Annotated in this window: 4 protein-coding genes; all 4 read right to left on the bottom strand. The window is 40.6% G+C overall.

The window, feature by feature from the left end; all coding sequences use genetic code 11:
• Positions 1–21 precede the first annotated feature (21 nt).
• The 4 genes from panP to ACFE90_RS02050 all read right to left on the bottom strand — a co-directional run bounded on the left by panP (position 22) and on the right by ACFE90_RS02050 (position 14,563).
• A complete protein-coding gene (gene panP, locus ACFE90_RS02065; RefSeq protein ID WP_375497269.1) occupies positions 22–1,668 on the bottom strand; it encodes a pyridoxal-dependent aspartate 1-decarboxylase PanP in 1,647 nt (548 codons plus the stop codon).
• A 157-nt stretch (positions 1,669–1,825) separates the two neighbouring features.
• Positions 1,826–5,191 (bottom strand): amino acid adenylation domain-containing protein, encoded by a 3,366-nt coding sequence (locus ACFE90_RS02060; protein WP_375497267.1) that lies wholly within the window; start codon positions 5,189–5,191, stop codon positions 1,826–1,828.
• Positions 5,160–9,815, bottom strand: a complete 4,656-nt coding sequence (locus ACFE90_RS02055) for an amino acid adenylation domain-containing protein (RefSeq protein ID WP_375497265.1) — start codon at positions 9,813–9,815, stop codon at positions 5,160–5,162. The genes ACFE90_RS02060 and ACFE90_RS02055 overlap by 32 nt, the downstream gene beginning before the upstream one ends.
• Positions 9,812–14,563 carry an SDR family oxidoreductase gene (locus ACFE90_RS02050; protein ID WP_375497263.1) on the bottom strand — a complete coding sequence of 1,584 codons (4,752 nt, stop codon included), beginning with the start codon at positions 14,561–14,563 and terminating at the stop codon, positions 9,812–9,814. Before ACFE90_RS02050 ends, ACFE90_RS02055 begins: the two co-directional genes overlap by 4 nt.
• Positions 14,564–14,597 lie beyond the last annotated feature (34 nt).

Raw genomic sequence — 14,597 nt, 5'->3', positions numbered from 1 at the left:
TTTTGTCTAATAGCAAGTTGTTCAATATGAAAGTGAAATTTCAGAAGCAATCTGAATTTGGTCATTTAAAACAGCCTCAATATCTTCTTCAGTCGTTAATGGATTAGCAATTACTGCACGCATGGCAATTATAGGAATTTCTTTGTCCAAGCTGATAGTTATTTTCGTTGTTCGTGAGATAAAAGTGCGACCGATATGACGCTGCATCTTTTGTAAATATTCATTACAATCATTAATAATTTGATTATCTGTTTCTGTTAACTGTGTTTTGGCAATCAGCCCTCTAAATTGCTCTGGAATATAGCGATAGATTAACAAATTAGTATCAGGTTCTGCCAACAATTCAAATTCAGGCATCGCCGAAATCCGAGCAGCCATGTATTGAGTTTTGCGGATTCCTTCATCAATTAAAAACTCATATCCCTTAAGCCCAATTAGTTTTAGACCAGCGTGTAAAAATAAAGCCATGCCCGGCCGAGAACCTTCTAAAGCACGTTTACCTAAATCAAACGATCCCTTACGCATGGTATAGCTAGCCTGTTTTTCGATTGAAGAAGCTAGATAGGGGTTGCGGAAAAAGACCATACCAATACCCATTGGCAAATACAGTTGTTTATGTCCATCAATAGTGACTGAATCAGCTTTTTCTATACCAGCAAGCTTATACCGATATTGTTCAGAAAAAATCAGTGGGCCACCCCAAGCAGCATCTACGTGAAAATGAGCATTGGCTTCTTGTGCAATCTCCGCAATATCTTTAAGGGAATCAACTCCACCTGAATCTGTCGTGCCAGCAACCCCTACAATTGCGATAATTAGTAAGTTTTGGTTACGACAGTCTATAACAGTTTGGCGCAGTGCTTGTAAGTTAACTCGATTATTACAGTCAGCAGGAATTCTTATCAAACTATGAGTACCAATGCCCATCAAATCCGCAGCTTTATCAAAAGAGTAGTGCATCAAGTCAGAGCCAATAATTACTGCTCCTTTGTAGCCATAGAAATCTAGAGCAGCTGCTAAACCTTCTTTTTCTACGCCGAGAAATCCATCTTTTGGCCCTAGTGAAGCATTTCGCGCGCACCAAAGTGCTGAGATATTCGCCACTGTTCCACCAGAAACTAAGATTCCTAGTGTACTGAGGTTATTTTGAATATGTTGAGTGTAGAAACCGTCAGAGAAATTATAAATCTGTCGATGCAACATAGCCAAAGCCTCACGTTCACAGAAGGTGAGGGCTTTAGCTGTCTCTATTTTGACGGCGTTTTGATTCATTGCCGTCATGAGTTTAGCCAAAGGGCGTACAAAACTAGGAAGTGCCGAGGTCATGTGACCAATAAATCGTGGCGAAGATGTATGTATTGAATGAGCAACAAGATTATTGCCTATGTACTTAAGATAGCCCTCAAAATTAGTGGGCTGAACTGGAATTTTACTATCAGAAAACTTTTCTAATAGTGAGTCTAAATCAATGTTGGTATTAGAGTCAATATTGCTTAAAAAATCTTGAGAAATATTATCAGTTATTTCATCTATTTGTTTTTCAATAGAGTTTACCTGATTGAATGAAGCAAACATTTGCATTACTTGCTCTTCTATCCCATCATGTAATACCTGTTCAGATTCAAAAAGGTAATTCTTGTTTAGCATTTCTTGGCTGCTCGATGTCATATTGTGTTTGTTGCAATAAATTTTTATACTTCATTTTTGAAATAAGAAGGTTTTGCCTTCTTTTTTTTAAGTGTTATGAACACTTTCTAAAATGTTTGATTTTATAGGGTATCCATCTTCTAGCGATCGCTCTTATTTCTTCAATACCTTGTTGAGACTAAATATCTTTTTGCTTTGTTGCTTCTCGATACTGTTTTCTAACTTGTTTTCGCCGCTGTACTGAAGCCGTTCTGCTCTCTGGATGATGAGCAGCTAGTAAAACAGGTGTTTCTTCGCTAGATTCCTGACTAAAATATTTAGCCAAGTGACTTACAGTCGGATATTCAAACATATCAACTAAGGTGAAATATCGCTGAAATACTTTTTGCAACTTGCTATGAACTTGAATTAATAGCAATGAATGACCACCAAGTTCAAAGAAATTGTCATAAATTCCTACGTCCTCAACATTCAGTATTTGTTGCCATATACTAGCAATAGTTTTTTCTATTTCGGTTTGGGGTGGCTGATAAGCTGCTTCTAATTTAGGTCTTGTCGTACCAGGTGCAGGCAATGCTTGGCGATCAACCTTACCATTAGGTGTAAGTGGTAGTGCATTTAGCATCACGAATGCTGACGGCATCATGTAGTTCGGCAGCTTCGCCTCTAAATGCTGCCGTAATTGAGACACAACTGCTGATGTTTGCTCTTTTACAACATCAGATGTATTAGCAACTACATAAGCCACTAACTGCTCGTAGTCTGACACATCTTTCCTAGAAATCACTGTTGCTTCCATAACAGATGGATGTTCGTTGATGAGTGCTTCTATTTCCCCTAGCTCAATACGGAAGCCCCTAATTTTTACTTGGTTGTCAATACGATCGCTAAATTCAATTTGACCATCGCTGCGGTAGCGTACCCGATCGCCTGTTTTGTAAAGACGAGAACCTGGGCGATCGCTAAAAGGATTTGGTATAAACTTCTGAGCTGTTAGTCCTGGTTGGTGCAGATAACCTCTGGCTACGCCAATTCCTCCAATGTACAATTCGCCCCAAACACCGATGGGAACCGGTTGTAAATCAGTATTTAACACATAGGTTTGCATATTAGCGATCGCTCGTCCAATGGGAACTTCGCGCTCCACTTTTACCAGTTCTTTGGTTCTTGCAAAGTTGCAAACCGTAGCGCTAACCGTAGTTTCTGTCGGACCATAAGCATTTACTAGCCTTATCTCTGGTTTTACTTTTTGTTGCCAGGTGAGAACCTTATCTGGGGAAGCTTTTTCGCCACCAATAATAACTAGGCGCAGTGATTCTGGTAACTTTAATTCTGATGTTGAAAGTTCAGAAGTTAGCTGATGCCAGAAGGCAGTAGGTATGTCTAAAACAGATATACACTGTTGTTGGCATTTTTCCAATAAAGCTGGTATTGAAGCCAGCATATCATCGGTTCGCAGTACCAAGGTTGCGCCATGCAGCAAACAAGAAAAAATTTCTTCGCAAGCAACATCGAAGCTGATAGAGGCAAATTGCAAGATCCGGTCTTGTGCTTGTAGTTCGTACTCTGCGATCGCTGCTTGGACAAAGTTTACCAAAGACTGATGTTCAATAGTAACACCTTTAGGTGTGCCAGTAGAGCCTGATGTATAAATCACATAGACTAGATTTGCAGGGGTGGTTTGATTTACAGGGTTTTGTTTGATTGCTGATGATCCGGCTTGCCAATTAATATCGTCATCTAAGCAGATGACTTTTGCTGTATGTGGTGGTAATTGTGCCAGTAGGTACTGTTGTGTAAGTAATACTGTAAGTGGAGCATCATTTAGCAGCAGTGCCAATCGCTGCTGTGGATAGGTTGGATCGATCGGTACATAGGCTCCCCCAGCTTTGAGGATGGCTAATATCCCAATTATCATCTCGATTGATCGCTCTACACAAATCCCGACTAATACTTCTGGTTTTACTCCTAAAGTTTGTAAATAATATGCTAGTTGATTGGCTCTGGCGTTGAGTTCGCAGTAGCTCAACTGTTGGTCTTCAAACACCACTGCGATCGCATCAGGTGTACGTTCTACTTGAGCCTCGAATAACTGATGGATGCATTGATCTTGAGAATATTCAACCTGAGTTTGATTCCATTCCACAAGTAACTGATGTCGCTCATGTTCTGTTAAGAGCGATAACTCACCAAGACGTTGCTGTGGATTGGTGGACATACCCTCTAGCAAAGTCTGTAAATGTCCTAGCATCCGGGTGATAGTGTCAGTGTCGAAGCGATCGCTGTCATCGCAAGTAATATTGAGCAACAACTCCTCACCTGGATTCACGCTTAGGGTTATCGGATAGTTAGTCTTTTCAAAGCTATGAAATTCCTCTATCTCCAAATTTATATCCCTCTGCCGTAAGGAAGGATCTACAGCATAGTTCTCAAAAACTACTATACTCTCGAACAGAGATACACCTTTGGAAACTTCGCTCCATTCTTGGACTTTCACTAATGGACAATACTCGTATTGCCGTGCTTCAACTAGTTGATCTTTGATTTTCTGAAGCCAAGGCAAAAGAAATTCTTTGGGTGATACTTGTACTCTAATCGGTAACATGTTGATAAACAGCCCTACCATAGACTCGGCTTGAGGTAAAGTAGGGGGACGACCAGAAGTTACTGCCCCAAAAACTACGTCTTCTTGACCACTGTAGCAGCTCAATAGCAAAGCCCAGGCTCCCTGTACTAGAGTGTTCAGCGTTAACTGGTGTTGCTTTGCTACAGACTGCAATGCTGCTGTTGTTACTACAGAAAGTTTAACTTCTCGCTCGTCATAGCCATCTGTTTGAGTCAGTAATTTTCTAGTTCCTTGATTCACCGATAGCTGTGTCGGAGTGGTAAAACCTTTAAGCATCTGTCGCCAGAAAGTCTCAGCTTCAGATAGGTTTTGTTGCTGTAGCCAGACAATGTAATCTCGATACGGGCGAATTGATTCTAAGTATAAATCTTGACCATTGCTGAAAGCTTTGTAACAAGCAAGGACTTCTTTAAAAACTAAGGCAACAGACCAGCCATCTAGCAACAGATGATGATGACTCCAGGTAAAGTTATAGGAAATATCTGAAAGCTGAATCAGTGTTAAGCGCATCAATGGTGGCTGCTTAAGTTCAAAGCCACTAGAGCGATCGCTTTGTAAGAAAAGTTCTAACTTTTGTTGTTGTTCTTCTGGGGAGAGATCCTGCCAATTATACTCGTGCCACGGTAAAGCCACCTGTCGATGCACAATTTGTACTGGTTCTTTTAAGCCTTCCCAAACAAAGCAGGTTCGGAGAATGGAATATTGTTCTACAATATGCTGCCATGCCCGATGAAAGGCTGTAACGTTGAGCTTTCCGTGGAGAGTCCAGCTAAATTGTTCAAAATAGATGCCAGATTTAGGATCTGCAAGACTATGGAACAGAATGCCCTGCTGCATAGGCGAGAGGGGATAAAAATCTTCAATGTTTTTATTTTGCACACCCATGTTAGATATCCCCCATAGCTGCTGTAATGGCATCGAGATCGGTTTGATCCCATTGGCTTTGCTGAAAATCTGCGAAATCGGAAGGGGTAAAACCACCTGCATTGGGAGATAGGCAATGAGCAATCAGCGATCGCAGTTCCTCAATAAACCTCTGAGCAAGTACTTCAATCGTGGTTTGTCGATGCAACTGACTACTGTAAAACCAACTCATTTCCAAATTTCCTTGATAAATACCACCGTTAATTTCCAGTAAATGAGTTCGTTTACTTTGCAAATTTTTAGTAGAACCACTCGATTCCTGCGCGAAGCTAAATAAAGATGATTCTGGTAAAACTTGATCGAACTGTCCTAAATAGTTGAAAGCAACTTCAGCCTTTGATGAGGAAAATTGTTCAGCTATTTTTTTGTCCTGACAAAGATAGCGCAGTAATCCATAGCCAATACCTCGATTCGGAATTGCTCGTAGCTGCTCTTTTATTGACTTCAAGACTTTTCCTTGCTCGTTGGCATTTTCCAGCTTTAGGTGTACTGGGAAAATAGTTGTAAACCAACCGATAGTCCTCGATAAGTCCACATCCTCAAAGATTTCTTCTCGCCCATGCCCTTCCAAGTCAATTAGTAGAGAATTTTCTCCCGTCCAGTGATTAAACGTTAGTATAAGTGCTGTTAACAATACATCATTAATTTGTGTTTGGTAAGCTGCTGGCACTTGTTGCAGCAAACTTTGGGTTTCTTCTACAGACAGCGATACCGATACCATAGAAGTGGTTTCTTCTATATTATTTCCATCAGGAAAATCTCTTGGTATAGACGAAACTGATTGATATTGTGTTCTCAGCCAAAAGTCTAGCTCTGAAAGTAGTGCTGAAGCTTGTGCATATTTTTGTAGATGGCTAGACCATTGTTTGTAAGAAGTTGTTTTGGGTGGCAACTTAATTACTTTGCCTTGACTAATTTGCTGGTAAGCTGTTTGAAAATCTTCAATTAAAATTCGCCAAGAGACACCATCAACAGCTAAGTGGTGAATAATCCAAAGCAAGCGGTTGGGTTGATTGTCGCCCAAGTTGAAAAGCGCAACCTGGAATAACGGCCCTTGTGACAGATTTAAGCTAGCTTGAAGTTTAGTTGCTGCTGCCTCTATTGCTGGCGATTGTCGATCTTTTGGTAGTGCTGAGAAATTAAAGCATGTCAGTGGTATTACATCATCAGGACTAACAATAAGTGCTTGAGTACTAAATTCCTCTTGTATAAATCGTAAACGTAGTACATCATGATGTATTTGTAGAAACTTTATAATTTTCTCTAAAACCACAGGGTCAATATTCTGCTTGCTTTCTAAGAATACAGCTTGATTCCAATGGTGTGGTTCTGGTTGCTTTTGTTCAAAAAACCAGTGCTGAATAGGTATTAGCTCTAGCGCTCCAGTTAAAACTCCTTGTTCAGCTTGAATTTTCTGAGTTGCACCAATTACTGTCGCTAATTGGGCAATAGTTTGGTACTGAAACATCTGTTTAGGAGTTAGGTGCAGCCCTGTTTGGTTGGCTTTGGATATTACTTGAAGGCTAAGAATCGAATCCCCACCTAATCCAAAAAAGTTGTCGTTTATACTTATATTTTTCAGGCCTAATACTTCTGTCCAGATCACAGCCAACTGCTTTTCAAGGGTTGTCTGCGGTGCTACTAGTTCTTTGTCTTCAGGTCTAGCTGTATCAGGTGTAGGTAGTGCCTTACGGTCAACCTTACCATTAGGTGTTAATGGTAGTGCTGATAATATCACAAAAGCTGCTGGCACCATATAGCTTGGCAACTTTGACTCCAAAAAGCCACGCAGTTCAGAAATCGTTAGCGTTTGCTCTATTTGTGGAACTATATAGGCAACTATTTGTTGAGAATCCGCCTGTGAAAAATTAACCACAACTACAGCTTCTTGGACTGTTGGGTGTTGAATAATAACTGCTTCAATTTCTAACAGTTCAATACGAAAACCACGCACTTTTACTTGATAGTCAACGCGACCAATATATTCGATCTCTCCATTAGGCAAATAGCGTGCTTGATCTCCAGTTTTATATAACCGTTCCCCTGGCAAGTTGGCGTAAGGATTGGGAATAAATTTCTCGGCAGTCAGTTCCGCTTTGTTTAGATAACCACGGGCTAAACCTGCACCACCAATATACAACATCCCTGCTACACCTACAGGAACAGGTTGTAAATTTTGATCTAATAAATAAATCTGGGTGTTGTAAATCGGGCGACCGATAGGTGGAGTGCTGCTGGTATCCTTGTGTATGCAGGCAAAGGTTGAATAAGTTGTATCTTCTGAAGGTCCATATAGGTTAAATACTTTTTGTATATTATCTTGCTGATAAAGTTGTTGTACAAGTTTATTATGAAGTGGTTCACCTGCGACATTCACAATCTGCACTGAAGCTGGAATACTATCAGTTTTTAATAACTGTGAAATTACACTTGGGACAGTATTAATTAAGGTTACATCTAAGGCTACTGATGAAGTTGGTAACAAGAGTGCGTTCTCGATTAAAATCACTTTGCCACCACAACACAGAGGAACAAATATCTCGAATACCGAAAGATCGAAGCAAATTGAGGTTGATGCTAAAACTCCTTGCATAGCTTCCATCGCAAAGGTTTTGTTTGCCCAATCCAACATTGCAACTGTGTTTGCGTGTTGAATCATTACACCTTTTGGTCTGCCTGTTGAACCTGAGGTATAGATGATATAAGCTAAGTTCTGACTATTGACAAGAGATAATAAATTTTCCTGGGTTTGTTGGGCGATTGTCTGCCAATCGGTATCTAAACAAACCACTTTAGCTTTGTGTTGCGGCATCGCCTCAAGAAGCGACTCTTGAGTAAGCAAGACTGGGGCTTGAGTGTCTTCTAGTATAAATGCAATGCGTTCTTGAGGATAGCTGTGGTCTAATGGTATATATGCACCACCTGCTTTCAGGATGGCTAATAGTCCGATCGCCATTAACAGCGATCGCTCTACACAAATCCCGACTAATACTTCTGGTTTTACTCCTAATGTTTGCAAATAATGCGCTAGTTGATTTGCTTTGGTGTTTAATTCCCCATAGGTCAACTGTTGGTCTTCAAACACCACTGCTATAGAATCAGGTGTGCGTTCTACTTGAGCCTCGAATAACTGATGGATGCATTGATCTTGAGGATAATTAACCTGAGTGTCATTCCACTCCACTAGTAATTGACGTTTTTCTGCTTCTGTTAGCAGTGATAATTCTGAAAGCCGTAGTTTCGGGTTTGCAATAATCTCTTTAAGTAAGGTCTGGAAATGTCCAGCCATCCGCTTAATAGTACTTTCCTTAAATAAATCTGTATTAAACTCCAGGTTAGCAAAAATTTTTTGTGGTGTTTCTGTTATCTCTAGGGTCAAATCAAACTTGGCACTACCATTATCAATTGCCAAGGGACTTATAGTCAAACCAGGCAACTCAAAAACTGACATTGGTGTATTTTGAAGTACAAACATCACTTGAAATACTGGGGTGTAGCTCAAGTTTCTTTGTGGTTGCAGTTCTTCTACTAGTTGCTCAAAAGGTAAATCTTGATGGGTGTAAGCTTCTAATAGCTTTGTCCGCACGCGAGTTAGTAGATCCTCAAAGGTAGGATTACCTACCAAATTAGTTCGCAGTGCAATTGTATTGGCAAAAAAACCAATTAATCCTTCTAACTCTGTGCGATCGCGGTTAGCAATGGGCGAGCCGACTACAATATCTTCACTACCTGTATAACGCCATAGTAATGTTTGAAAGGCTGCCAGCAGGATCATAAATAAGGTACTTCCATACTGCTGGCTCAATTTATTTAAGGCTACATATAAATCATCAGATAACTCAAATGAATAGCTGGCACCCTGAAAGCTGCTAACGGCAGGTCGTGGGTAGTCAGTAGGTAACTCTAATAATTTTGGTGCGCCCTCTAACTGGTTTTTCCAATAAGCTATTTGTGATTGTAGTAGTTCTCCTTGTAGCCTTTGTCGCTGCCAAGCTGCAAAGTCTACATACTGTATTGGCAGTTCTGAAAGCAAAGAAGGCTGCCCTTTCGAGAAGGCTTCGTAAAGTACTGCGACTTCTTGAGTCAGTACTCCCATTGACCATCCGTCAGAGATAATATGGTGCATTGTGAACACTAAAATGTGTTCTGTTTCTTTGAGACGCAGCAAAGTAGCTCGCAGTAATGGAGCTTGGCTCAAATTAAAGGGTTGCTGAATTTCTTGTATAACTAACTTTTTAACTTCAGCTTCTTGCTCAACCTCAGATAATTCCTCCAGATTGATGGTAGGTAAATTCAAGCTTAAAGTAGGAATAATTACCTGAACAGGTTTTTCTTCCACCGTTGCGAAAGTAGTTCGCAAAACTTCGTGGCGTTGCACTATTTCATCCAGGGTTTGCAATAATACAGCTTGATTCAGGAAACCTGTAAGACGCAAAGCTGCCGATATGTGATTAGCAAAGTTACCAGGTTGCAATTGGTCTATAAACCAAAGTCGTTGTTGACCAAAAGACATTGGAAAAATCTGAAGCTGGCTAACCTTTTCTTGAAGTAGTTTTGCCAACAATTCACGTTTTCTTTCTGGTGAAATATCATTAATTTTTTCGCGATTCTTGGTCATTGCTCGGTTCCCTTTTCTGCTAACACCTTATTAAGCAGTAACTCTACTTCTTGGTCTGAAATTTGATCGAGCTTTGCCAACACCTGTTGCTCATTACTCCGCTCGATTCTTTCAATCATGTTGATACTATACCTTTCTCCCGAACTTCGGGTCTGTTCAACCATCAATGCTTGATCGATAATAGTGGGTGCTTCAAAAAAGCTATGCAGAGACAGGTTTACTTGAAACTCTTGACGCAATCGAGAGAGAAGTTGAGTAGCTAATAGGGAATGTCCTCCCAAATCAAAAAAGCTATCATGAATACCTATTTGATTAATTCCCAGGATCTGTTGCCAGATTCGAGCAATAGTTCCTTCAATTTCATTATTAGGTGCAACATAATCATTACCTAGATTTGGGCGAGGATGGTTTACTTGGAAAATACTAGCTGAAGCTGAGTTATCTTCCAGAAGTTTTAATCCTTCTGCCAGAAAATTGAGATAATGATTCTCCTTAATTACATCTGAGAAATTTTTTGTTGACACAACAACGTGAGGTAAGGCACTTCCCAAAATGCGATCAAAAGCATCAGCGCCTTCTTGGGGCATTATAGCTTCTTTTAACTCTTCTGCAACTACATCTTCAGCTATATATTTGAGATTATCTGGTAAAATAATCTCCGTTGCCATACCTACTTCTTGCCAAGTATCCCAGTCGATTGATATTGTTAATCGTCCAGATTTAGAAACTTGATTATATGCATATACATCAAGAAATGCATTAGCCGCGCAATAATCTACCTGTCCAAATTCACCCAATATAGAACTTTGGGATGAACAAAGTACCAAGAAATCTAGATTAATATTCTGAAAAACTTGCTCTAGTAATATCGTTCCTCTGACTTTTGGTGCGAGTACCTTGCTTGCTATATCCGGGGTTTTAAGTTGGATGACACCGCCACCAGCAATACCAGCTGCGTGGACAACACCATTAATCACACCAAATTTTGCTGTTGACTGAGCAATCACAGCCTGCATTTGTTCGGAATTAGTCACATCTGCGCTGATTACCAAAACTTCTGCACCAAGAGCCTCTAATACTTGCAGTTTACAAATTATCCGGCTAACCCTATCTTGTTGATCATGAGTTGCCAACCATTCTTGCCAATTATTTTTTTCGGGAATACTCTTTCGTCCAACTAGAACTAATTTAGCCTGCACTTTCTTTGCTAGATGTTCTGCTAATACTAAACCAATACCGCCTAGTCCACCAGTAATTAAGTAAACCCCTCCCTCCTTTAACTTAGTTTTATCAGCTATGCTCTGTTCTAAATGCACAGGCTCGAAGGATTGAATCCAGCGATGATAACCACGGTAGGCAACTATGTCATCTGTTTGATCTGCTGTAAATTCTGCGAGCAAATTGTCTAAAACATTTTGTCCTGGTGGGGTTTTTAAAGAATTGACTACTATATCAATATTACGGCAATATATGTTTGAATATTCCTTGGGAATTACCTTACATGGCCCTAATACGGTTGCTTTAGAAGGGCATAATTTCTCCTCGCCAGTTACATCATATAAATTACTGGTGACTACCATCATCTTCAGAGAATTGCTAATATCTTGTTTTCCTAAGGCCTGTGCTAAAAAAAGTAGACTCCAGAAACCGAGATACTGACAATCTTCAAAAAATTGATGTTGTGTTTGTTTTTCTAGCTCTTGAGAGTGTAGAGTATCGTTGGGAGTAACGCCCCAAAAATGGGCAATCCCCTGGGCAGTCCAATTCTGCTCTCTTAGTGTTTGAAGCAAGATATCATAATCATCTCTCTGTTGGGGATTAATTGTATATGTACAGTCACTAAGTTTCGCAAAATTATTTGCGACTTTGACGGTAATCACATCCTTACCTTGTTGTTTGAGTCTTTCTGCAATTTCTGATCCAACTCCATAGGTATCGACAAAAACTAGCCAACATAACTTTTGTTCTACCAGCTTTTGTTTTTGGAAAAGCTCAAGCGGTGTAGATTCTCTCCAACGAGGAATATAGAACCAGTCAGCAATATCTGGCTTCTTATCTAAGGTTTTTGGCGACTTCATTGCCAGAAGTGCATTTCGATTTACCTCCAGCCAGTAACGCTTGCGCTCAAAAGGATAAGTAGGTAAGGGTACACGATGACGCTTTTCATCTACGTAAAAACCAGACCAATTAATGTGAACTCCTACTACCCAAAGTCTACCCAAGGTGTTGAGTAAAAATGCTACATCTGATTGTTGCTCTTGAGGATGTCGTATAGAGGTTAGCGCTATCAGTTCATCTGTTTGATGTTGTTTAGCCAAACTACTCAGTGTCCGTCCCGGGCCAATCTCCAACAGTATTTGCTCTGGCTGTTTGAGTAACTCTGTTACCCCTTGGCTAAAACGCACTGGCTGCCTTAAATGCCTCGCCCAATAGTTAGGGTCTGTCGCTTCTGCTACGGTAATCCAAGTTCCGCTAACATTGGACACAAAAGGAATTTTTGGGGGATTAAGTTTTAGTTTTTGTAACGACCAGGTGAAAGTCTCAATGATGGGTTCCATCATTTGAGAATGAAAGGCGTGGGAAGTATGCAAATGTCTACAACTTACACCTATTTTTTGTAGCATCTGTTGCAATTGGTCTATCGCTTCTGTCGAACCAGACACCACGCAGGAAGAAGGTGCATTGCTTGCAGCCAGAGAGATTTCCTTTTCTAGCAGTTGTTCTACCTCTTGTTCTGGAAGCTGAACTGAGAGCATAGCACCACCAGGCAATTGCTGCATTAGTTTTCCGCGAGTGGCTACTATTGCCAAGGCATCTTCCAAAGAGAAAACCCCTGCCACAGTGGCAGCTACATACTCTCCTACACCGTGACCAATCATACTCTCAGGACGCACGCCCCAGGCCATCAATAACTTGGCTAGAGCATATTCAAGCACAAACAAAGCTGGTTGAATAATTGCTGTTTGCTGTAACTTTTGTGCTGCTTCTTGAGTTTTTTCTTCACAGGGGTAGAAAATTGTACGTAGGTCTATTTCTAAGTGAGGTATGAGCAGCTCGCAGCAGTAATCAACTTGCTCTCTAAATACGGTTTCACTATCGTATAATTCCCGACCCATGTTTACATACTGCGAACCTTGTCCAGAAAACATAAACACAATCGAGCGATTACAAGGTTCTTGGTAATGGGTGAAAGCCATTTGAGGGTCTTGCAGTGCTTTGATTGCATCTCCTTGGTCTTGGCAAACTACCATTCGGCGATGGTTCAAAGTCCAGCGACCCACTTGCAAAGTATGAGCAACATCAGCAAGATTGAAATCTGGATGCTTTTGGAGATAATTAGCCAGATTTTCTGTAGCAGTTTCCAGTGCTGTATTTGTTTTGGTTGAAAGTAATAATAACTGCCAAGACCGAGAAGGGCTAGAGGGTTTAATTATGGTCGCTTCTTCTAAAATTACATGGGCATTTGTCCCACCAAAACCAAAAGCACTAACTCCAGCACGACGAGGAGCGTCATTGCTTTTCCACTCAGACAATGTGTTGTTAACGTAAAAAGGACTGTTAGCAAAATCTATCTGGGGGTTAGGTTCTTCAAAGTTTAAGCTAGGTGGTATCTGTTTATGCTTGAGCGCTAAAACGGTTTTGATTAGACTTGCAACGCCAGCAGCTTCGTCCAAATGTCCAATGTTGGTTTTCAAAGAACCGATCGCACAAAAGCCCTTTTTCTGAGTTTTGCTGCGGAAAGCTTGTGTTAAAGCAGCAATTTCAACGGGGTCGCCTAGAGCGGTTGCAGTCCCATGAGCCTCTATATAGGTAATTGTTTCGGGTTCCACCTCAGCCATAATCTGAGCCGCTCTAATCACCTTTGCCTGACCGTCAACGCTGGGTGCAGTGTAGCTAACTTTGTTTGCTCCATCATTATTAATGGCGGAACCTTTGATGACTGCATGGATGCAGTCTCCATCTGCGATCGCTTCGTCTAAACGCTTTAAAACTACAACACCTAAACCCCTTCCTCTCGGACATCCCTTGGCCTTGACATCAAAAGCACGGCAATGTCCATCAGGAGATGAAGTTCCATCTTGCTGATATACATAACCGACTGCTTCTGAAATTGAGACTCCAGCCGCCAAAGCAACATCACACTCGCCACTAAGTAAACCTTGACAGGCTAAATGTAAAGCAACCAATGAACTTGAGCAGGTAGTTTGAACGGCATAACTTGGTCCCTGCAAGTTTAATTTATAAGAAGCAAATGTAACGGAAGCTCCAGAGGTTCCTTTCTCTATTTGTTGTTCACCAAGAGATTCTACAATTTCATAATTTGAATAAATATTACGTAAATAACCGCCAAAACTAGTACCAACATAAACTCCAATCGGCTGATTGTAAGCTTCGGAACTATAACCAGCATTTTCAAGTGCTGTCCATGCATGTTCTAAAAACAAACGGAGTCCGGGATCCATAATTTCAGCTTCTCTGGGATTTATACCGAAGAATGAAGCATCAAACAAATCTATACCTTCAACTACACCCTCTGCCCTGACATAATAAGGGTTTGTCAGGTCGGCAGAATCTACACCTAAATCTTTTAGCTCTGAAGCGGTGAAATAATGAATCAATTCTACTCCGTCTCGGATATTTTGCCAAAATCGCTCAATATTTTGAGATTTGGGAAAACAGCCACTCATCCCAATAATAGCTATTTCTAAGCCTGTTTTGTCACTTAAATAATCTACTGAGTTAGGCATTATTTTTATCCTTTTAATTAATATTCTATTCGTT

The organism is uncultured Nostoc sp., assembly GCF_964245445.1.
GTDB lineage: Bacteria > Cyanobacteriota > Cyanobacteriia > Cyanobacteriales > Nostocaceae > Nostoc.
This window is presented reverse-complemented; position numbering and strand designations above follow the sequence as displayed.